We start from the raw sequence: 22,483 nt of genomic DNA, 5'->3' as shown, positions 1-22,483 counted from the left end.
CTAAGCTTTTAATCGAGTACTCCGATGATTCCATTTATAACTCAGCAAGAGCTTTTGCGCTTTTGTCGTCACCTTCCATAAACTATGCTGCTGATCAATCTTGGTTGGAACAATCCAACCCTGTGATTGCATCTGATTTTTAATACGGAATAGTGCCTTGTGATTAATCTGTGCGCCAGCCACCGCATGTGCTCTTGGCAGCTCCTGACGGGCATCCTCTAGTCCTGCATGATTGAGATATTCATTGAGACAAGTTCCAAAGTTTTCTTCTGGCATGGCTGTCTCAAAATGTTTAGCCAATATACTTAAGAGCTGTGACCAAGTCATTTGTCTCTGACGCTTAAGCTCTCTAAAGTTGCCATCTTGAAAAGCTTGAATCTGATATTCAAACGCAAAAACATCATGTGGAGCCACTTCATTGGTTTGAGTTGATGACTCTACTAACTGTTGCTCTAATTGTGAAATTTTACTTTTTAATCGATTAATTTCATCTTCTAATTGATGTGCTTGGTGTGCAGGTACCCAGCCTTGCCCCACATGCTGTTCAACTATTAGAGGCATATTTAAACGGACCGCTAACTCTAAGTCACGAGGGCTTTTAAAGTAAAATATGTGGTGAGCTTCATGTAATAGTTTTTTTCTAAATGCGAGAAATTTTTCTTTAAGCTGTGGATGAGCCTCTTGTAAATGCATCTCGCGGCTTTCCGGCTGTTCATGCATAAATACAACAATCGGTTTAGCTCGACTTAAAGCGTATTCATACTCTAGAGCAAAGTAACTAGCACCAGAAATAGATTGTTCACCATACTGGCTACCTAGCAACAAAACAACATAATCCGATTCATCAATTTGCCGACGGGCAAGTGTTGTAGTTAAAGGACTTCTATACTCTAAACCCCAAGCAAAAAAACCCATACTGACTAAAGTTTGAGAGAGAACCATACGTTCAGGTTGCATCTCGCGACCTGATGTTGAAATAAAAATCTGATAGCGTGTATCGAGCATAACAATACCCTTATCGCCCCATAATCTTAATATGGCCCAAATAAGCCAAGATTATGAACCGCCCCAAATAAGAAAAATAAATATAAAAAAACGCTTTCTTCTGAATGCCTACAACAGAGCTCAACTCAGATTGTGTAGCGTCCATGTCAATTCTTGTGGAATCATATTCTGTAAAACAGGTTGCAATGCTTCGGCATTATTACCACTTACATAACATTCAATACGTGCAACATTCTGACGTATTTGGTCACATAATAACTCATTTTTTATTAAAATACGGGCTGTTTGTCGGGCAACTGCCAATCCCGAATCAACCAGTGTGAATTGGTTATCAAAAAGATGATGAATTGCTTCATTTAAGAACGGATAATGTGTACAACCGAGCACTAAATAGTCAGCCCCTTGATCGGCTGCAGGCTGTAAAACCTCTTTTAATGCATTCAAACAAACAGGACTCATTTGCTGGCCTGCTTCGACACAAGGAACAAGCTCCAGATTGGTTAAAGTCATGACTTTAACACCCGCTGGAACAGCAAATTTTTCAACGACATCTTTAATAAGTTGCCCACGAAAAGTAGCAGGCGTTGCCAATACTGCAACTACTTTAGAACGGGTTTGTAATACGGCAGGTTTTAATGCCGGTACTAAACCAACAATGGGAAAGTGCTCGCCATAATGTTCACGTAAATGGTCAAGACTAAATGCTGAGGCAGTATTACATGCCACGACTGCAATTTTACAACCTTGGCGGTATAACCAGTCGACAGCGCGAGCGGTAAGCTCTCTAATTTCTTCATCAGAACGAGGGCCATAAGGAACATAGGCTGTATCGGCATAATACACAATATGTTCGTTTGGCAAATATCTGGCAATTTCTGCTGCAACTGACATACCTCCAATACCTGAATCAAAAATACCAATTGGGGCATCTGCCGATGCTTTAGGCATAGATTCTAATTCGGTAAATAAAGGCTGTATGGCTGTCATGGCAGTACTAGAGAGTGTCGGAAAATTTCACTCTATAAAGCTTAAACCTCAAGTGCCTAATTGCAAGTGCAAATTACCACTTTTTAACTGCAAAATGGTTTCGCCTTTATCATTTTCGACCAGTGTTCCGTAGTTCACGAGATGATAGAAAGCCTGACGTTGAATAAGCGCATTAATACCAAATCGGACATGCACGTATGGGCGTAATTCTCCTGCATATTCGCGCATAAAAATCGGGTGTTCTGCATCAACTAAAATCACATCTTGATTGGTGGTAGTCAGTTGCAAAAACTGATCACCTGAAATTTCAACCTGATCGACCTGATTGACCAATAAAGGTTCATCTTCAACTTCGATTTCAATTTGTTCTACAGGGGTTTTCAGGTAGAATTTACCCTCTTCTTTCCATAGGACTTTGGTAAACAAATCCAATAGGGCTTGGCGCTTGATTAATTGACCTTCGTGCCACCATTCTCCATTGGCTTTAACCGTTAAATCCATTTTACCGCAATGCTTTGGATGCCATTGCTCTAAAGGTGGGATTGACCTTTTGTGACTTTGCTGTACACCTTTTAAGTATTGTGCAATGTTCATTAAGTTTTTATCATCAGATAACGGTATTTTTCCCATATCCGATGGGGAATTATTTTGATTTACCATAGTTTATGCCTTGCTGACGAGAAAATATGACGACTCAGCCAATTGGCTAGATCATGGTTTAAAACTATACTAGCCAAAACGATAAAAGGCACAATAGCATATTTGCGCCTATGGATTAAAACTCACGGCAGCACCGGATGATCTGACATTACGGTTGCCACCTTTAAGTATTGAGGAGTCCTACATGGAACACATCGAACGCGAATCGATGGAGTTTGACGTTGTCATCGTAGGTGCAGGACCTGCAGGTCTATCTGCTGCGATTAAGATCCGTCAATTAGCGATTGAGAATAACTTACCCGATCTTTCAGTTTGTGTAGTTGAAAAAGGCTCTGAAGTAGGTGCGCATATCTTATCTGGTGCTGTACTTGAACCGCGTGCTATTAATGAACTTTTCCCAAACTGGAAAGAAGAAGGTGCGCCTCTTAACGTGCCTGTAACTGAAGACAAAACTTTCTTCTTGCTTTCAGAAACTACGTCTAAAGAAGCACCTCACTGGATGGTTCCAAAAACCATGCACAATGACGGTAACTATGTTATCTCGCTAGGTAACGTTGTTCGCTGGTTAGGTCAAAAAGCTGAAGAATTAGAAGTTTCTATTTTCCCTGGTTTTGCTGCATCTGAAGTGCTTTACCATGAAGACGGTACTGTAAAAGGTATTCAAACTGGCGACATGGGTATTGGTAAAGATGGCGAACCAACGCATAACTTTACTCCGGGTTATGAGCTTCACGCTAAATACACCCTCTTTGCTGAAGGTTGCCGTGGTCACTTAGGTAAACGCCTAATTGCAAAATATAATCTTGATAAAGATGCTGACCCTCAGCACTACGGTATCGGGATTAAAGAACTTTGGGAAATTGACCCAGCAAAACATAAGCCGGGCTTAGTGATGCACGGTGCAGGTTGGCCATTATCTGAAACTGGTTCGTCTGGTGGTTGGTGGTTATATCATGCTGAAAACAACCAAGTGACTTTGGGTATGATTGTGGACTTGTCTTATGAAAATCCACACATGTATCCATTTATGGAAATGCAGCGCTGGAAAACTCACCCACTTATTAAACAGTATTTAGAAGGTGGTAAGCGTATTTCTTACGGCGCACGTGCTGTAGTGAAAGGCGGTTTCAACTCATTGCCTAAATTGACTTTCCCAGGTGGTTGCTTAATTGGTGATGATGCAGGCTTCTTAAACTTTGCAAAAATCAAAGGCTCACACACTGCCATGAAATCAGGCATGTTATGTGGTGAAGCTGTATTTGAAGCGATTGCTGCTGGTGTAGAAAAAGGCGGTGACCTTGCGATTGCTCGTGTTACTGAAGGTGAAGATTTATTCGTTAAAGAATTAACTTCATACACTGACAAATTTAACAACAGCTGGTTAAAAGAAGAGCTTTATAACTCTCGTAACTTTGGCCCAGCAATGCATAAATTTGGTCAATGGATTGGTGGTGCATTTAACTTTATCGACCAGAACGTCTTTAAAGTTCCATTCACTTTGCATGATTTGAAACAAGACTTCGCTGCATTGAAAACTGTTGATACAACGAGCTTTAAGCCAAACTATCCAAAACCAGATGGCAAGCTTACATTTGATCGTTTGTCTTCGGTGTTTATCTCAAACACTGTACATGAAGAAAATCAGCCAGCTCACTTGAAGCTTACTGATCCTTCAATTCCAGTGAATGTGAACTTACCAAAATGGGATGAGCCTGCTCAGCGCTACTGCCCTGCTGGTGTTTATGAAATCATGGAAAATGATGATGGTTCTAAACGCTTCCAGATTAACGCAGCAAACTGTGTTCACTGTAAGACTTGTGATATTAAAGACCCATCTCAAAACATTACATGGGTAACGCCTGAAGGCGGCGGTGGTCCGAATTACCCTAATATGTAATAAAAAAGCCCCGAATAATCGGGGCTTTTTTATTAGTATCCACTTATTGAAAAGGCGGTATTTTTGATACTTTTAGATTAAAATTCTTTTTATAGAAAATAAATGTGCCTAATAAAAATAAGCTAAGAAAACCAAAATTCCGTGCTAGATCAATATACCAAGCTGATTTTCCAAACAATAAATCAATCATTAGCATAAATCCCATGAATCCTGTATGTAAGATGAGGCTATTATTAATTTTTGATTCTGGAGCAAAAGATGTATTTCTATAACCTAATATAATTGAACCGAGAATTATAAAAGTGAATAAAATTATTGTAGCCATAGTCTCAGTTAACCAAGAAACTTTTATACTTAACAAACCAGCAAGACATGCGAACCAAAGGAAAATAAATAAGCTTCGTTTTAGAAAATAATCTTTCATTTTTATATGCCATTTATATACTTAATTTTATTGATTATATAATGATTCTTATTTGTAAAAAAATTATCATTTTAAAATAATTTAAATATTTAATGGCTCCCAACACTATTCATTAGAAGCCTTATTTATTCTATTAACCCTTTTTCACCAGATAATGAAATTCTTTATGACCATTTTCATCTAAGCGTTCTTCTTGCAAAAGTAACTCGTGACCTAAATGCATACAAAATTTAGGAATATCCCACGAAGTCGAATTGTCTGTTGCGAAGACCTCAACCACATCTCCAGACTTAGATTTACGAATGGCTTGATGCAACATCATGACAGGTTCCGGACAACGTAAACCACGCGTATTGAGTTGTACAGTAGGTGAAATAGGTTGTTCTGACATAACAAACTCGAACAAATAGAATTTTCACATTTTAGCATAAACTGATCACTGACTTATGAACTGTAACTGGTGTTTACATAACAATATGTGTTTTGTCTTTTACTTTGTTTTATAGATGCATAAGGGCCTTTTCTTCGGTATGATCAATGTATTCATTTGATACATTGAGTCTTTAGGAAAGATCATGCAAGAGGAACCGAGTCCGTCGTGGGGAATGCGAGGCTTACGAAAGTGGTTAGGTACAGCGCCCGAAACCCGAGATGAATTATTAAAACTAGTCCAAAATTCACGTCGTTTTTTAGAACCTGATACTGTTGCCATGCTTGAAGGTGTTCTTGACCTTCCTGCTACAAAAATTCGTGAAGTCATGACGCCACGAACAGCAATGATCAGTATGCAAGAAGATGATCAGTTACTTGATATTCTTCACGTATTGGTTGAGTCTGCTCACTCACGTTTTCCAGTTTTCTCAGCTGACCAACCCGATAACGTCGTCGGTATTTTATTGGCAAAAGATTTACTGCCATTTTTGACTGAACCGAATACCAAATTAGATATTGGCTCGCTTATGCGCCAGCCATTATTTGTGCCTGAAAGCGCACGTTCAGATCAAGTTCTTCGTATGCTCAAACATACCCAAACCCATATCGCAATTGTCATTGATGAATATGGCTCTACGGCTGGTCTTGTTACGCTTGAAGATATTCTTGAAGAGATTGTTGGTGAAATTGAAGACGAACATGATACTGCTGATGAAGATGCACAGTACATTGTTCCAGATAACGACCATACTGTAGCGAATGCATGGATGGTGCAGGCACTTACACCAATTGAACACTTCAACACTGTTTTAGATGCTGATTTTTCTGACGATGAAGTAGAAACTGTCGGCGGTTTATTGCTTCAAGAAATTGGTCTAGTCAGTGATTTACAAGGTCAGACAGTTGAACTTGGAAAATGGTTATTTACGATTGTTGAAGCAGATGCCCGCACTATTCATCTGATTCGAGCTGTACGTCAATGAGAGCATACTTTGAAAAGCTGTTAGATTCTTCGCAACAACAAAAACAGCTTCCTTTAATTTTTCCATTGCTCATTGCTTTATTTTCAGGTGCCTTGTTCAGTTTTGCACTGGCACCTTATTATTGGTGGTGGCTGGCAATTTTGTCTCCTGCCCTACTCTATGCGACATTGCATAAACGCTCAGCTAAACAAGCATTTGCGATTGGCTGGAGTTATGGTTTTGGTTTATGGTTTGTAGGGGCTTTCTGGCTCTATACATCTATCCATGTATATGGCGATACCAATGCCTTTTTAAGCGTATGTATGATTGCTGTTATGGCTCTTGTGATGGGGTTATTTACAGCATTTCAAACTTGGGTTTATCGACGCTTCTTCCCTGAAACACCGCTGACTTTCGCCCCTCTCTGGATTGTTTTTGAGTGGGCTAAAACTTGGGTGTTTACAGGTTTCCCATGGCTATTTGTAGGGTACGCTTTTACCGAACGTTTACTTGATGGCTATGCACCGCTATTTGGTATTTATGCAATTTCTTTCGTGGCAATTGTACTAGCATGTGCTTTAGTTGAAGTTCTGCGTAAGCGTATTTTCTGGGTTATTCCTTCTGCCCTATTAGTTTTAGGTGCATGGGGAGCATCATATATTCAGTTTGTACAACCTAAAGCGGCTAAACCACTGAGCGTTTCGCTTATTCAAGGTAACATTCCACAAGATTTAAAATGGCTAACCGAGTATCAAGTTAGAACATTAGAAATTTATGCAGGTTTAACTCAATCTGAATGGGGCCGTGACCTCATTGTATGGCCTGAGTCTTCAATTCCACTCTTCCAAACCGACATTGAACCGTTTTTGGATGCCATGGATGCACAAGCGAAAAAGAACCATACTGCTTGGGTAACCGGTATTCCTTATTGGGATGTTGCAAAATCACATCAAGTCGGCAGTCCTCTGTATTACAACAGTATTATGGCGTCTGGCAGCGATTCAAGCGGCCTTTATAAAAAGCAGCGTCTTGTGCCGTTTGGTGAATATATTCCGCTTTCAGGTTTACTCTCTTGGGTATTACCAGCCATGCAAAATGATATTAGCATGAGCGGATTTACACGTGGTGAGAGCAACCAGAAACCACTCTTAATTAAAGGGCATGCGCTTGCTGCTGCAATTTGTTATGAAGTGGCATATCCAAACCTGACACGACGTAATGCAGAAGATAGCGACTTCTTGGTGACTGTATCTAATGATGCTTGGTTTACAGGTACTGCTGGCCCATGGCAACATTTACAAATGGTACAAATGCGCGCGAAAGAAAATGGTCGCTGGTTTATTCGTGCAACCAACACAGGTGTAACAGCATTTATTGATCAAAATGGTCATATCACTGAACAAGCACCGATTGATAAAGAGTTTGTCTTGAGAGGTGATTTACCGGCTATGCAAGGCCAAACTCTCTATAACCGTTTAGGTGATTATCCAATTTTAGGATTTGCAGTATTACTGTTGGTTTTAGGTTGGATCTATCGTCCACGTAAAGTTGATGTGTCTTATAAATCACGTCGCTAAGTTATAATAGCTTTGTACCCAGAGGAACTTCAAACTCTGGGATACAAAGTGCAACATCCCCATCTGCGTTATGAAACCCTGTCACTAAGCATTCTGACTGAATAGGACCAATTTGTTTTTTAGGGAAATTCACGACAGCAACCACTAATTTATCAATCAAGTCCTGCGGTTGATAAAGTTTAGTAATCTGGGCACTCGATTTACGTACACCCAATTCTTCACCAAAATCTACATGCAGAATATAAGCAGGTTTACGCGCCTTTTCAAAAACCTCAGCTTGAATAATTTTACCTACACGAAGCTCTACTTTTAAAAAATCATTCCACTCGATTTGTTCCATTTACTTTTCTCATATTCTTAAATATCTGATTTGAAGCATATAATATGTACAAATAAAGAAACACCCTCTTTTTATTTTCAGCTCTCAAAATTCATGTTAAATTAAATCTGCTGACTCAAAAGCCGTAAACGTTTACGTCAATCAACGTGCCAACATACCTCCAACAATGCTTGGAGCTATTTATTCAAAATATTTTTATATTTTGAATGGCACGGGCGTTTGTTGGTTTACGGAGTTAAAATGAAAAACTCAAAATCTTTATCTAGTTTTAGAAAACTTCCAAATCGCTATACCTCTATCGTTTTACCCTTTCTTTTATCGATCATTATGACTTTTGTGGTTTCAATGATTAGTACATTACGAAGTTTGGGATTAGAAGAATTTTCTCTATATGTATGGATGTCGGCATGGGCAATTTCTTGGATAATCGCTTTTCCAACATTACTTTTAGTCTTACCGATCGTCCGTAAAATCACGACACTATTGGTACAGCCTGCTTAAACAAAAAAGACGTAGATTTAATATCTACGTCTTTTTCAAAAATGAAGTTAGCTATCAGTATTAAAAAGCGATAGATAACTGCAAAGATAAATAGGCAACTAGACTTGATAAAAAAACCATTGGTACATAGCGATAAGCTTTAAAAACTAATTGCTCATATTTAGATGATATTTGTTTCGCTTGCCATATGCTTGCTTTTAATGCAGTGAAAAAGCTCACCATTAACCATGCACTGACAATACTTAATGCGAAGAAACCAATCATGATTTGGCTGCTACCTTCTGTACTCAGCCATAGTTTTAATGAAACTTCAGAAATTGGTAATAATGCTAAAATCAATAGGACAGACTTAAGCATCGCCCAATGAAACTGATTCAGTTCATCAAGTACGAGAAATGCTTTCATTTAATCTCTCCCATAGTTTTATAAAGTGGTTTTTATTTATTATGCAAAGCTTTTATTTAAATATATAGCTTATTTTCTCTCATATTTTAACTTTCTTGTAACTATTAAATATGGGAATAATTCTTATTTTAAATCTCAAAATTAGATATTAACTTTTTTACCTTATTTTCAATTAGTTATTATATTTTTGTGATTAAGAAAGATTATCAATTCGGATTATCGTTTCATCTTATTAACCGAATCGATAATCTCTCTTACATTTTAATTAAGGCTGGTAGTAAATATCGGCATCGTTACCTTCACCACCTTCTTTACCGTCTGCACCAAATGAATATAAGTCAAAAGGATGACCGTCTTTTCCAGGAATGACATATTGAATATCATTTTTCCAACTGTCTTTAGGATAACCACCTTTCACATAACCACCTGGCATCCAGTTTTTTGCTGTAGCAGGTTGATTAATAAGTGCATCTAGTCCACCTTCTTGCATAGTTGGGAAATGTCCGTTATCGAGCTTGTACTGATCTAAAGCACCCGCTACCCCCTTCAAGGTAATTTGAGTGGTATCGATTTTAGCTTTTTCACTACGCCCCATGACGTTCGGCACAATTAAAGCCGCCAACACACCTAAAATAACAATCACGACCATGACTTCAATAAGGGTAAAGCCTGAGGCACGTTTCATTCGAGCACCGCTCGAACGTGCTGAAAGTCCGAAAGCTACGCTTGAGGTTTTTTGAGCATCCTTAACGTGCTCTTTTTGTTTCATGACCATCTTCATCATTATCTCTAATATCAAAGTTATTAAATCATATTGTTCATATTTACGATTGGCAGCATAACCGCAATTACAATAACCAACACAATGCTTGCCATTAATACCAGCATAAGCGGTTCAAGTAATGCCAATAAGGTTGAAATAAATGTCGTCACCTCACGGTCTTGCATAGTTGATGCACGTTCCAGCATACGGTCAAGCTCACCTGATGCCTCACCACTTCGAATCATTTGTACCATCATTGGTGGGAAATAACCACTGCGCTCCAATTGCGTACCCAAGTTACCACCTTCGGTAACACGCTCAGCAGCATGGGCAATAGAGTCACGGATGACCCAGTTATTGGTCACAGCAGCACCAATTTTTAGAGCATCCACCAACGGCACACCCGAACGAGTCAAAATAGATAAAGTACTGGCAAAGCGTGCAGCATTAATACCACGAGACAGTTTACCGAATAATGGCAATTTGAGTGTTAAGCGATCAAAAGCATAATGACCAGCCGTTGTTTTTAAAAACCGCACAAAGGCAACAACGCCTATCACAGCAAAAAGGATGATAAAGACCCACGCATGGCGAATAAAATCACTCGCTTTCATTAAAGCGACTGTAATCCATGGTAAGGCATCTTTGCTTTGATCGAAGGTTTTTACAATCTCTGGAACCACATAGGTCATTAATCCCATCACAATACCAAATGACATCAGCATTAAAATGATTGGGTAAATCATGGCACCTTGAACTTTCTTTTGCATGGCAAAACGGTTCTCAGTGTAGTCTGATAGCTGATCTAAAATAAGATCTAAATGACCTGAACGCTCACCTGCTGCAACCGTTGCAATATAAAGGTCAGGAAAACGACCTGACTGTTGCATGCCTTGCGCAAGTGAATGCCCTTCTAATACTCTTGAACGAACCGAGAGTAAAAGATTTTGCACATGTGCTTTTTCACTTTGTCTGCTCACGGCGCGTAAAGCTTCTTCTAAAGGAATTGCAGCAGCGACCAAAACGGAGAGTTGTCTGGTCATCAGTGCTAAATCATAAGCACTAAACTTTTTCTGGAATAGCCCGTGGCTTTGATGCTTATCTTTTTGCTCAACAGGGTCAACGCTAATCGGAGTCCATGCTTTATCGCGTAATTGTTGGCGAATCTGACGTGCTGAGTCTCCTTCAAGCACCCCCTTTTGCTGCTTCCCTGAAGCATCAATAGCAGTAAATTGATATGCAGGCATGGTAATGTTCTAATTTTCCAAAAATAATAGTCGCTGCTGTTGCATCTATGCTACGCAATCATTCATATTCATTCTATAGCCTGTGTAGAATACCCAAGTCCTCTTCACGACGCTATGCCGTTTTTTAAAATTGACGAAATGAGCCTCTATGACCATAACGCCAAAGCCTGATTCAGTTGTTTATCGTGTGCGTGTTGCCGTACCTGTGCATCTGTACGACACTTTTGACTATACACTCACCAAAGCACAATATGAACGGGCTCAAATAGGTTCACGCGTCGCAATTTCATTTGGACGGCAAAACCTGATTGGTATCATTACTGAAAAAGTTGACCCACAAGAATCATTTACAGGTAACTTTCAGCTTAAAGCCATTTCTGAACTTTTAGATGATGAGCCTATTTTAGATGAACAAGTTTTAAATTTATTGACATGGTCAGCACAATATTACCAATTTCCGATTGGTGAGGTCATGCAAACTGCTTTACCTGCGTTATTACGTCAGGGTAAACCCATGGATGTGTTATTTCATTTATGGAAAATCATTCCATGTGACAATGTTGAAGCTCTGCTAAAACGCTCAATCAAACAACAAGACGCTTATCAAATTTTAAAATTACACCCTGCCGGAACTACAGAAAATATTCTTAATTTGAGTGGTGTAGAAACTGCGACACTTAAAGCACTTCAAAAGAAAGGACTGGTAGACTGTACGCTTGAGCCACATGACTTTAGCCCAGCACCCGTACAATTGGCTCAAATGCCACTCACGCTCAATGAAGACCAAAAGAAAGCAACTCAGCACGTCATTAATGCACAGCATCAATATCAAGCGTTTTTGTTAGATGGTTTAACGGGAAGTGGTAAAACTGAAGTTTACCTGCACATCATGCATGAAGTGCTAAAACAAGGTAAGCAAGTATTGGTGTTAGTTCCTGAAATTGGTTTAACCCCTCAAACCATTTCGCGCTTTAAGTCTCGTTTTAACTGCGACATTGCTTTATTACATTCGGGCTTAAATGACTCTAAACGCTTACAAGCATGGCAACAGGCACAGACTGGAAAGGCCTCTATTATTTTAGGGACGCGTTCAGCCATTTATACGCCGCTGCCACGTTTGGGCCTTATCATTTTAGATGAAGAACATGACCTGTCTTATAAACAGCAAGAAGGCTTTCGTTACCATGCGCGTGATGTCGCGCTTTACCGCGGACATTTACAAGGCTGTCCTGTTCTTTTAGGTTCGGCAACCCCAAGCATTGATAGCTATCACTTAGTCGAAACTGGCAAGTTAACTGCACTTCAGCTGAACCAACGTGCAGGCCATGCACTTTTACCAAAAATGCATTTGATTGATCTTAAAATTGTCAAAAAACAACATGGTATTAGTCAGCCTTTAATCGAACAGATTAAAAATACCTTAGCAAGAAAAGAACAGGTTTTAATTTTTTTAAACCGACGTGGTTATGCACCTGTTCTGGTCTGTGAAAGTTGTGGTTGGCAAGCGAATTGTCCGCATTGTGATGCGCATTTTACGTTGCACACTCAGCCCTACTCTTACTTACATTGCCATCACTGCGGCACAGTTCATCGCTTGCCAGATCACTGCCCTGAATGTCAGCAAAAGAGCCTCAAAACTTTAGGTGCTGGCACAGCCAAGGTTGAAGAGCATTTACAAGAATTATTTCCAGATCATGATGTGATTCGGGTCGATCGTGACAGCACCAGCCGAGTAGGTAGCTGGCAAAAAATTTATGATCGCATTCAGCAAAATAAACCTTCGATTTTGCTTGGTACGCAAATGTTGGCAAAAGGTCACCATTTTCCACATGTGACCTTGGTTGCTATTTTAGATATTGATGCAGGTTTATTGAGTGTCGATATTCGAGCGCCAGAGCGTACTGCTCAATTGATTGTACAAGTGGCTGGTCGTGCAGGTCGTGGAGAACATAAAGGCCATGTTTATTTACAGACTTTAAGGCCAGATCACCCTTTATTAACCACGCTTATTGAAAAAGATTATCGGGCAGTCGCAAAGCAAACATTGGCTGAACGTAAAGTTGCTTTACTGCCGCCTTATCGTTATGCAGTTTTAATTCGTGCTGAGTCAAAAGATCGTGACTATACTTTACATTTTTTAAATGAAGCTGCCGAGCAACTTCGCCAAATTGCAGGTGGTATTGTTGATATTTGGGGGCCAATTCCCGCACCAATGGAACGTAAAGCGGGACGTTACCGCGCCCATATGGTGATTTTGTCTGCTGACCGCGCTCGTCTGCATTTTTACTTAAGACAATGGTGGGCTCAGTTGGTCCATGCGCAAAGACAGCATCAACTCAGACTCTCTATTGATGTTGACCCGCAAGAATTTAGTTAGATGACTTGAATATCATGGTGTGAAGAAACCTTTTTGGCTTTACACTTAAAAAGATCAATACATTCGGGGTAATGAATGTCATTCCTACTGCAAGCAACTATTTTTCTTGGAGCTTCTCTGATTTTAGTCCCTTTGGGTAAACGCTTAGGGATTGCAACAGTTTTAGGTTATTTATTTACGGGCATACTTCTTGGCCCAAGTGTTTTAAATATTGCCCATGACCCTGAAGCCATTATGGAATTGGCTGAGTTTGGGGTCATCTTACTTATGTTCCTGATTGGCTTAGAGTTACGTCCACAGCGCTTATGGGAAATGCGTGACTCTATTTTCGTGATGGGAAGTTTGCAAGTGGTGATTACGGGCATAATTCTCATGCTCACCATATTCTTGCTATTTCAACAACACCTCACTTCGAGCTTTGTGATTGGTTTTGCGCTTGCGCTATCTTCTACGGCTTTTGTATTACAGCTTCTGTCTGAAAAACAACAGCTCAATACGACTTATGGCCAGCAATCATTTTCAATTTTACTGTTCCAAGATATTGCAGCAATACCTTTACTAGCAGTCATTCCCCTCTTGGCAGGAACCGAATCTACCCATCATGGTATTGCTTATTTTGCTGCCATCATCGCAACATTTAGTGGACTATTCCTATTTAGTCGTTATGTGATGCGTCCATTTTTTCGTTTTGTCGCAAAAAGTGGTGCGACCGAACTGATTACCGCAGTGGGGTTATTTATTATTCTTGCTGTTGTGCTACTTATGGATACTTTAGGAATTAGCACGACACTAGGCGCTTTTCTTACTGGGGTGCTTTTAGCCGACTCAGAATTTCGTCATGAACTTGAAGCAAGTATTGCTCCGTTTAAAGGGCTATTACTTGGTTTGTTCTTTATGACTGTGGGCATGACCACACAACTGTCTTTATTTATTGAAATGCCTTGGCTCATTATTGGCGGAGCGATAGGCTTACTCGTTATAAAAACCCTCGTGTTGACCGCTATTGCCCGCTATAAAAAATATAGTTGGAACAATAGCCTGCTGCTTGGAACATGTTTAGCGCAAGGTGGTGAATTTGCATTTGTCATTTTAAGCCTCGCCAAAAGTGAAAAAGTTTTGACTGATGCTTTATTAGAACCTGTTACCCTGATTGTGACGTTGTCGATGGTCCTTACCCCAGTGATTTACTGGATTATGGCAACTAAAATCATTCCTTTGTTTAATAAAGAACGCCCACCTGAATATGATGAAATTCCGCAACAAGATAATCCAATTATCATTGCTGGGTTTGGTCGCTTTGGACAAATTATTGCGCGTATTGCCCGCTTGCAGCACTTAGGCTTTACTGCCATCGACAACAACCTTCACCAAGTGGACTTTGTGCGTCGATACGGCGGTAAACTCTATTATGGCGATGTCACCCAACCTGACTTACTTCGCTCGGCAGGCATCGAAAAAGCCCAAGTATTTATTCTCGCAATAGACGATGTCGAAGACTCTATGAACGTTGCACGGCATCTAAGATTGAACTATCCACACATAAAGTTACTAGCACGTGCACGTGACCGACACCATGTACATCTATTAAGAGACTTAGGTGTTGAACATATTTGGCGTGAAACCTATTTATCATCACTAGGTATGGCTTATCGCGCTTTACGCGAACTTGGTATTTCCGATGAACAAGCCTATAACAATATCGAAATCTTTCGAGATTATGATGAGAAATTACTCATTCAGCAGCAAAGCATTTATACCGATGAACAAAAGGTTTTTGAAACTCATCGTAATGCGCTGGCTGAACTTGAACATCTCTTTGAAAGCGATGCACAGCAAGCCGCATCAAGACATGACGTGAATTTAAAGCGTCATTTACAACCAAATCGTATCGACATTACACGAGATCACGAAGAATAACTTGAGATTTCGCAAAATGGCTATATTAAGGACTTATTCACATTGCCTAAATGATTGCGACAATCGGTACAAGAGTTGCCGATGTCCTGCTTGCAGCCACGCTGCATTCCCTAAGCTTGATTAAACCGAAGTTGTTATAATCTGCTTAGGGCCCTGGAGAATATTATGTCTGATTTACGCCAACGCTTTTATATAGAGGACTTTCCTGTTCGCGGTGAAGTAGTTCATCTGGAAGAAGCATTACAAACTATTTTAGCTCAACGCGACTACATGCCTGCGGTTAAGATTCTATTAGGCGAGATGTTGAGCGCGACTGCATTACTTGCAAGTACTTTAAAAATCAAAGGCCGTATCAGCTTGCAAATCCAGGCTAGCGGCTCTTTCAAATGGGCTATGGCTGAATGTAATCACTTAGGTGAAGTTCGTGCTTTAGCAGACTACGAAACAGATCCACGTTTTATTGAAGCAACTGACAGCAGTACAGTCCTTGGCGCTTTAGTTAATCCAATTTTATTTATTAACATCGAACCTGAGCATGGTGAGCGTTATCAAGGGATCGTACCTCTTGACCAAACAAACTTAGCGGGCTGTTTGATGCAGTATTATGATTTATCTGCTCAAATTCCAACTCGTATTGTATTGGCAAGTACAGCTAAACGCTCTGGTGGTTTACTCATTCAGTTATTACCTCGTCATGATGAGGAAGAGCAAAAACTGGTTGATGAAGATTTATGGCCACGTTTAACCATGCTGACTGAAACGCTCAAGCCTGAAGAACTAACTGAGCTTTCAGCGAATGAAATTTTGTATCGTCTCTATAATGAAGAAGAAGTACGCTTGCCAGAGGTTGAACATTTAAAATTTGGCTGTACTTGCTCTAAAGAGCGCTGTGCTAAAGCACTCATTCAAATTGGTGTTGATGCTGTTCATGAAACATTGGAAGCACAAAACCCGATTCAAATGGATTGCCAGTTCTGTAATACTCGTTATGAATTCACTGCCGAAGAAGCATTGGGTTTATTTGGTGAACACTTGAGTTAATCCCTTACTTTATAAAAAGGCGGTCAAACCGCCTTTTTATTTATCTATAATTTTTGATGATAATTTTCAGCATGTTATTTTAAATCAGTTAATATGAGCTTACTTGATAACCCAATAAATAAGATGCTTATATTTCATGAATTATTTTGATTATTTTCTCTTTATTTTCAGTGTCATTATTATGATTGCGACCCCTGGCCCTGTCATGATCTTGGTGGCAAGCGCCGGACTGAAAGGCGGATATAAAAAAGCACTGGAAACCATTTTTGGTACAAATCTCGCCTCACTGGTTTTAATTTTTATTTCGGTACTCGTACTTAAAGGAGTACTCGGTATTAATGAAAGCTATTTAAATATTATTCGTATTTTAGGCTGTCTCTATATTGGCTATTTAGGGTTTAATATTCTCAAAGAAGTCATCCAAGCCCCTCATCCGGAAGCAATACAAACCGTTTCTGCCCAAAATGGTGGTTTTAAAAAAGGCTTTTTAGTGGGTATTTCAAACCCTAAAGATATTATTTTCTTTTCGGCTTTCTTTCCTCAATTTGTCTCTATTTCACCTAACCTAAATTTCAGTTTGACCCTTCTTACACTGACATGGATTGTTTTAGATTTTTTAACCCTATCTTTAGTTTATGTATTCTTCCGTCGCCTTTCTAACAGCCACTTATACCCTAAAATACTCGGCTTATGCGGCCTATTGCTTTTATTAATTGCCCTATACGGTTTATATCAAACTTTCATATAAAGAATGAGAGGCATAGTCCTAATCGACTTATGTCTCTTCCACCTAGTCTCCCATTTTTGTAAGAGAACAACTCTTATACAATCTAGCTCATTGAAAGCCTTAAAAATTGTTTCATAATGAAATAAACAACACCATCGTGATAAAACATTATGGCCAAAAATTATTATGAAGAATTAGGGGTTAAACGAGAAGCCTCTGCTGATGAAATTAAAAAAGCATATCGCAAATTAGCTCGTAAATATCACCCCGATATCAGCAAAGAAAAAGATGCAGAAGAAAAGATGCAGGCTATTAACGTCGCCTACGACACCTTAAGCAATGCCGAAAAAAAGGCTGAATATGACCAAATGTTAGACCACCCACAAGGTTTCAACGGCTTTGGCCAAGGTGCAGCTCAAGGTGGATTTGATGGCGCACGCTTTTATCGTCAGGGCTTTACAGGCGGCGGTGAACAAGCTGACTTTAGCGGTTTTGAAGACCTATTTGGTCGTTTTGGTGCAGGCTTCGGCGGTGGACAACAGCAATATCAAAGACAACAACGTAGTTATCGGGGTGAAGATCAACATGCCAGCATAGAGGTCGATCTTGATATTGCCTATCATGGGTCAACACAACAGATTACCTTACAAATTCCGACTGTGAATGTTTATGGTGAGCCTGAGGTACAGCGCAAAACCCTACAGGTGAAAATACCTAAAGGGATGAAGGAAGGCCAACAAATTCGTCTAAGCGGACAAGGGCAAAGTGGCATCAATGGTGGTGCCAACGGCGATCTTTATATCGAGATTCAATATAAAGATACAGATCGTGTTCATGTAGAAGGCAGTGATGTATATTTAACTGTAGATGTAGCTCCATGGGAGGCCGCATTAGGTCAAGGTATTGAAGTAAAAACACCTGCAGGACCTTTACATGTCAATTTACCAAAAAATGCAAAACAAGGACAACAGCTACGTTTAAAAGACAAAGGGATACCAAATAAAACGCCAGGCCATCTTTATTTAATTTTAAATATTGTATTCCCACCTGCGCATTCTGAAAAAGAAAAAGAAGCCTATCAGCAATTGGCAGAAGCCTTTGCTTCATTCGAACCTCGTTCATCTCATTAGGGAGCAAGATCATGACAACCATCCATTATCGAGAAATTGTATGTGACGGCCACACCTTTAGTGCTGAAGTCGTTGATGAACAATGTACATTTGATCTGCAACAATTTGCTCAAGCCTGTGGTCAAAGCCCAGACTGGATTCTCCAGCTCATTGAGTACGATATTTTAGCGATTGATACTCCACCTGAAAAACATCAGTTCATGGGTGAAGATGTTATTCGCGCTCGTAAAGCCTATCGTTTGCAACGTGACTTTGATGCAAGTTTGGCAGCAGTTGCGGTGATGTTAGATTTGATTGATGAAGTGCAACAACTTAGAAAACAGTTGAAGCATTTCCATTAAGATTTTTTCTTCTAAATAATCTTTAAAGTAGGTATGAACTAACGTGATGGGCGGCATGGATGCCGCCTTTTGGACTGCGGTAACATGGATGTACCGTCAGTCCAATAAAGGGGTTTTTGTTACTTTTGCCCAGTCAAAAGTAAGGATATGCCTATACAAAAAATATCTAATTAATCCATATATTTGAGGCAGTACTAACAAATCAACTTTAATGATCTTTGAAAATTCCTATTACTTCAACCGAGTAATCTTCTCCACTTCCTTCAAAGTCTGCTTAATCGGTTCATATTCCAAAAACCAGAACAAATTCATACGCTCTTGGCGGTGCTGCTGAGCCAATAAATCAATAACGCTTTTCTCACCACGCCCCACTAAATGCTGTCTATAGAAGTAGTACAACAATAAAACTGTACTGAGCAACATGACACCGAGCATAATCCAGAAACCCACTGGCGACTTAAGCCCCGGAATAAACTCAAAGTTCATTCCGTAAATACCAGTTAAAAGCGTAAGTGGTGCAAACACAGCGGTAATAATGGCAAGAATACGCATATTTTCATTGGTCTGGTTTGCAATCGCTGAGAAATGCAAATCTATTGCCGATTGAATCGCACTCCGTAAACGTAAAGTATGTTTTTGAATACGCTCGACATGACTCATTAAATCATTCAAACGAACTAATAAAAGATCTTGTGAACTATGCGTACGCTCACCAATCACATGATGATAATTTTCTACAATTTCATCCCGAAACTCTTGTAGAGTTTCGATTTGTTCTTCACACAAGTTTTCGACCTGCTGAAAGGCCATGTTTTCATGAAACAGTTGATGCCATTGTTTAAAACGACGATTGCCCTGTAATAGTTGTTGTTGCCAATGCTCGACTCGTCTGGTTAAAGGCGAACGAATATCAAGATAACCATCCACCATGCTATTGAGCAGACGCAAACACAAATCTACAGGTGAATTAGGCAACTTACGGGTTTTATTTTGTTCTTCTAAGGTTTTACATAAAATATTTTCAAGACGCTGAATATAATTTTCAATCGACTTGTTGCCCTGCTCACGTACACTAATCAGAACTTTAGGGGTAAAAATAAAACTAATTGGCGTGGTAGCTAAGCCAAACACACTCTCATGTGTTTCTCCATTTTTAATTTCATCATCAGGTGTAACAAGCTTTTTGAAAATGAGCAGGTCATATTCTTCAAGCGTATCAAAGGCACAGGGGTGCTCGATATTGGCAATATCTCGCATATGAAATTCATTAATTGCGACATCTGAAAGCTGCTGAATTTTTTGTTGCCACTCTTCATTATGATTAACAACGTCAGATCTCACACTATCAATCCAGAAAAATTCCAGAACATGTTCAGTGTGCTTTTCTCGGCTCAAAAAAACATAGCCATCCTTTTGATGACGATAAAAATAATAAACCTGCATACCACGTCGATCTATTTGTGTGTTACTTGCATCATGCCATAAAAAAAGCCCGCATCAAGCGGACTTTTTTAGTGAGTTAAGCAATTATGCTTGCTCAATATCTTTCATAGTCAATTTGATACGACCACGGTTGTCAACATCAGCAACTTGTACTTTCACTTCCTGACCTTCTTTAAGAACATCAGTTACGTTCGCAATACGCTCATTAGAGATTTGCGAAATATGAAGAAGACCATCAGTACCTGGCATAATGTTTACGAATGCACCAAATTCTACAATACGGATAACTTTACCGTCGTAGATTTTACCTGGTTCAACTTCAGCAGTAATCGCTTGGATTTTTGCAATTGCAGCTTTAGCAGCAGCTTTAGTTTCACCAAATACGCGAACTGTACCGTTATCTTCAATATCAATAGCAGCTTTAGTTTCTTCAGTAATTTGGCGGATTGTTGCACCACCTTTACCAATTACATCACGAATCTTGTCCGGATTAATTGTAATTACTTCGAATGTTGGAGCATGCATTGAAATTTCAGGACGAGCGCGTGAAATTACTTTATTCATTTCATTAAGGATGTGCATACGACCAGCAAATGCTTGGTTTAACGCAACTTCCATAATTTCTTCAGTAATACCTTCGATCTTGATGTCCATTTGAAGTGCAGTAATACCGTTTGCAGAACCTGCTACTTTAAAGTCCATGTCACCAAGGTGGTCTTCGTCACCTAAGATGTCTGAAAGTACCGCAAAACGATCGCCTTCTTTCACTAAGCCCATTGCGATACCCGCAACTGGTGCTTTAAGTGGAACACCTGCATCCATAAGAGATAATGACGCACCACATACAGAAGCCATTGAAGATGAACCGTTAGATTCAGTAATGTCAGATACAATACGAATAACGTATGGGAAGCGGTCAGCAGCAGGAAGAACAGCTTGAACACCACGACGTGCTAAACGACCATGACCAATTTCACGACGCTTAGGACCAGACTCACGACCTGTTTCACCTACAGAGTATGCAGGGAAGTTGTAGTGCAACATGAAGTTATCAGTTTTAGTACCAGAAAGCGTATCAACCATTAACGCATCACGAGTATTACCTAAAGTTGTTGTTACTAACGCCTGAGTTTCACCACGTGTAAATAATGCAGAACCATGTGCACGGTCTAATACGCCAACTTGAACGTCGATTGCACGAACAGTTTTAGTATCACGACCATCAATACGTGGCTTACCTGACAAGATGTTGTCACGTACTGTACGGTATTTAAGGTCTTCAAATAATTCGTTTACTTCGTCAGCAAGACCAGTTTCGTCATTTTCAGGAACAAACTGAGCTACAGCTTCTGCATAAAGTGCATCTAATGCTGCATAACGATCTTGTTTAACCGCAATCGTATACGCTTCAGAAATTTTAGCTTCGAAAGCTGCTTTTAATTGCTCACGAAGTGTTTCATTTTTAGCTGGAGCAACCCAAGTTGATTCCACTGCACCGGCAGCAGCAGCAAATTCTTTAATTGCTTGAATCGCGATTTGCATTTCGTCATGACCGAAAAGCACTGCACCAAGCATTTGGTCTTCTGAAAGTTCTTTTGCTTCAGATTCAACCATTAATACAGCCGCTTCTGTACCAGCAACTACAAGGTCAAGGTCAGACTGAGCCATTTGTTCAAAATTCGGGTTTAAAACATATTCGCCGTTAATTAAACCAACACGAGCTGCACCGATTGGGCCACGGAATGGTGTACCTGCAATTGCTAATGCAGCAGAAGTACCTAACATTGCAGCAATATCAGCTTCCATAGTTTTGTCAGAAGAAACAACTGTTGCTGTTACTTGAATTTCGTTGAAGTAACCTTCTGGGAACAATGGACGAATTGGACGGTCAATAAGACGTGAAATTAAAGTTTCAGCTTCAGAAGCACGACCTTCACGCTTACCGTAACCACCAGGGATACGACCAGCTGCATATTGTTTTTCTTGATAGTTAACTGTTAACGGGAAAAAGTCTTGACCCGCTTTTGCTTTAGATTGAGCAACAACTGCAACTAAAACAGTTACGCCGCCCATTGTAATTAAAACTGTATTTGCTTGACGTGCAACGCGACCCGTTTCTAAAACGACTTGATGTTGACCGAACTGGAATTCTTTACGAACGATGTTAAACATTGACATGTATTGTATTTTCCTAATTTTATTCTAGTGAGACCCCTAAGGTTTGGCATTCAGACTACAACTATTGGTAGATAAATGACAAAGCTTAGAAGCCATCACACTAGACCAAAAATTTTAAATAATATTAAA

At 39.7% G+C, this 22,483-nt stretch carries 21 protein-coding genes; 10 read left to right on the top strand and 11 right to left on the bottom strand.

Translation table 11 applies throughout. The features are described 5' to 3' along the window. From ABLC00_RS02085 to ABLC00_RS02075, 3 genes are all read right to left on the bottom strand, one after another. Nucleotides 1-1,005 (bottom strand): DUF4062 domain-containing protein, encoded by a 1,005-nt coding sequence (locus ABLC00_RS02085; RefSeq protein WP_033846397.1) that lies wholly within the window; start codon nt 1,003-1,005, stop codon nt 1-3. Between the two features lie 120 nt (nt 1,006-1,125). After that, nucleotides 1,126-1,992 carry a glutamate racemase gene (gene murI, locus ABLC00_RS02080; protein WP_000125351.1) on the bottom strand — a complete coding sequence of 289 codons (867 nt, stop codon included), beginning with the start codon at nt 1,990-1,992 and terminating at the stop codon, nt 1,126-1,128. A gap of 48 nt (nt 1,993-2,040) precedes the next feature. Further along, the gene (locus tag ABLC00_RS02075; protein ID WP_002053462.1) at nt 2,041-2,652 is read right to left on the bottom strand and encodes a DUF1285 domain-containing protein; all 612 of its coding nucleotides are present in this window, start codon (nt 2,650-2,652) and stop codon (nt 2,041-2,043) included. Nucleotides 2,653-2,836: 184 nt separating this feature from the next. On the opposite strand from ABLC00_RS02075, the gene ABLC00_RS02070 reads away from it, so the two are divergent. Continuing rightward, nucleotides 2,837-4,549 (top strand): electron transfer flavoprotein-ubiquinone oxidoreductase, encoded by a 1,713-nt coding sequence (locus ABLC00_RS02070; protein WP_033846396.1) that lies wholly within the window; start codon nt 2,837-2,839, stop codon nt 4,547-4,549. Nucleotides 4,550-4,592: 43 nt separating this feature from the next. Here ABLC00_RS02070 and ABLC00_RS02065 read toward each other — a convergent pair whose 3' ends face one another. After that, nucleotides 4,593-4,973: a hypothetical protein gene (locus ABLC00_RS02065; RefSeq protein WP_004710769.1), complete on the bottom strand. Its 381-nt coding sequence runs from the start codon at nt 4,971-4,973 to the stop codon at nt 4,593-4,595. A 133-nt stretch (nt 4,974-5,106) separates the two neighbouring features. Continuing rightward, nucleotides 5,107-5,364, bottom strand: coding sequence for a sulfurtransferase TusA (gene tusA / locus ABLC00_RS02060; protein WP_002053527.1), 258 nt, complete (start codon nt 5,362-5,364; stop codon nt 5,107-5,109). A gap of 184 nt (nt 5,365-5,548) precedes the next feature. Between tusA and ABLC00_RS02055 the strand changes: the two genes are divergently transcribed. Together ABLC00_RS02055 and lnt are read left to right on the top strand one after the other, a co-directional pair. Then, nucleotides 5,549-6,388 (top strand): HlyC/CorC family transporter, encoded by an 840-nt coding sequence (locus ABLC00_RS02055; protein WP_002156911.1) that lies wholly within the window; start codon nt 5,549-5,551, stop codon nt 6,386-6,388. Then, nucleotides 6,385-7,944: an apolipoprotein N-acyltransferase gene (gene lnt, locus ABLC00_RS02050; protein WP_033846395.1), complete on the top strand. Its 1,560-nt coding sequence runs from the start codon at nt 6,385-6,387 to the stop codon at nt 7,942-7,944. The genes ABLC00_RS02055 and lnt overlap by 4 nt, the downstream gene beginning before the upstream one ends. 1 nt (nt 7,945) lies before the next feature. On the opposite strand, the gene ABLC00_RS02045 is transcribed toward lnt, so the two are convergent. After that, nucleotides 7,946-8,284 carry a tRNA-binding protein gene (locus ABLC00_RS02045; RefSeq protein ID WP_002156976.1) on the bottom strand — a complete coding sequence of 113 codons (339 nt, stop codon included), beginning with the start codon at nt 8,282-8,284 and terminating at the stop codon, nt 7,946-7,948. Nucleotides 8,285-8,524: 240 nt separating this feature from the next. On the opposite strand from ABLC00_RS02045, the gene ABLC00_RS02040 reads away from it, so the two are divergent. Next, nucleotides 8,525-8,785: a DUF2798 domain-containing protein gene (locus tag ABLC00_RS02040; protein ID WP_004710772.1), complete on the top strand. Its 261-nt coding sequence runs from the start codon at nt 8,525-8,527 to the stop codon at nt 8,783-8,785. A 60-nt stretch (nt 8,786-8,845) separates the two neighbouring features. Here ABLC00_RS02040 and ABLC00_RS02035 read toward each other — a convergent pair whose 3' ends face one another. From ABLC00_RS02035 to gspF, 3 genes are all read right to left on the bottom strand, one after another. Then, nucleotides 8,846-9,190 (bottom strand): hypothetical protein, encoded by a 345-nt coding sequence (locus tag ABLC00_RS02035; protein WP_006580970.1) that lies wholly within the window; start codon nt 9,188-9,190, stop codon nt 8,846-8,848. A gap of 265 nt (nt 9,191-9,455) precedes the next feature. Further along, a complete protein-coding gene (gene gspG / locus ABLC00_RS02030; RefSeq protein WP_004710774.1) occupies nt 9,456-9,971 on the bottom strand; it encodes a type II secretion system major pseudopilin GspG in 516 nt (171 codons plus the stop codon). 23 nt (nt 9,972-9,994) lie between these two features. Continuing rightward, complete coding sequence (gspF, locus tag ABLC00_RS02025) at nt 9,995-11,200, bottom strand: type II secretion system inner membrane protein GspF (protein ID WP_004699003.1); 1,206 nt, start codon at nt 11,198-11,200, stop codon at nt 9,995-9,997. A 148-nt stretch (nt 11,201-11,348) separates the two neighbouring features. Between gspF and ABLC00_RS02020 the strand changes: the two genes are divergently transcribed. From ABLC00_RS02020 to ABLC00_RS01995, 6 genes are all read left to right on the top strand, one after another. Further along, nucleotides 11,349-13,577, top strand: coding sequence for a primosomal protein N' (locus tag ABLC00_RS02020; RefSeq protein ID WP_033846394.1), 2,229 nt, complete (start codon nt 11,349-11,351; stop codon nt 13,575-13,577). A gap of 75 nt (nt 13,578-13,652) precedes the next feature. Then, entirely contained in the window at nt 13,653-15,494 is a 1,842-nt protein-coding gene (locus tag ABLC00_RS02015) for a monovalent cation:proton antiporter-2 (CPA2) family protein (protein ID WP_033846393.1), read from the top strand. Nucleotides 15,495-15,659: 165 nt separating this feature from the next. Beyond that, the gene (locus ABLC00_RS02010; protein WP_033846392.1) at nt 15,660-16,535 is read left to right on the top strand and encodes an Hsp33 family molecular chaperone HslO; all 876 of its coding nucleotides are present in this window, start codon (nt 15,660-15,662) and stop codon (nt 16,533-16,535) included. 136 nt (nt 16,536-16,671) lie between these two features. Then, a complete protein-coding gene (locus ABLC00_RS02005; protein ID WP_004883506.1) occupies nt 16,672-17,283 on the top strand; it encodes a LysE family translocator in 612 nt (203 codons plus the stop codon). A 149-nt stretch (nt 17,284-17,432) separates the two neighbouring features. Beyond that, on the top strand, nt 17,433-18,392 hold the full coding sequence (locus ABLC00_RS02000) for a DnaJ C-terminal domain-containing protein (RefSeq protein ID WP_033846391.1): 960 nt from the start codon (nt 17,433-17,435) through the stop codon (nt 18,390-18,392). Nucleotides 18,393-18,403: 11 nt separating this feature from the next. Further along, nucleotides 18,404-18,733 (top strand): chaperone modulator CbpM, encoded by a 330-nt coding sequence (locus tag ABLC00_RS01995; RefSeq protein WP_000207459.1) that lies wholly within the window; start codon nt 18,404-18,406, stop codon nt 18,731-18,733. Between the two features lie 231 nt (nt 18,734-18,964). Here ABLC00_RS01995 and ABLC00_RS01990 read toward each other — a convergent pair whose 3' ends face one another. Next, nucleotides 18,965-20,176: a magnesium transporter CorA family protein gene (locus tag ABLC00_RS01990; protein WP_004710786.1), complete on the bottom strand. Its 1,212-nt coding sequence runs from the start codon at nt 20,174-20,176 to the stop codon at nt 18,965-18,967. 84 nt (nt 20,177-20,260) lie between these two features. Then, nucleotides 20,261-22,348 (bottom strand): polyribonucleotide nucleotidyltransferase, encoded by a 2,088-nt coding sequence (gene pnp / locus ABLC00_RS01985; protein ID WP_170318156.1) that lies wholly within the window; start codon nt 22,346-22,348, stop codon nt 20,261-20,263. Nucleotides 22,349-22,483 lie beyond the last annotated feature (135 nt).

The sequence above is a fragment of the Acinetobacter nosocomialis genome (assembly GCF_041021905.1).
GTDB classification, from domain to species: Bacteria; Pseudomonadota; Gammaproteobacteria; order Pseudomonadales; family Moraxellaceae; genus Acinetobacter; species Acinetobacter nosocomialis.
The sequence above is the reverse complement of the archived record's forward strand: the minus strand, read 5'-3'. Positions and strand labels throughout refer to the sequence as shown.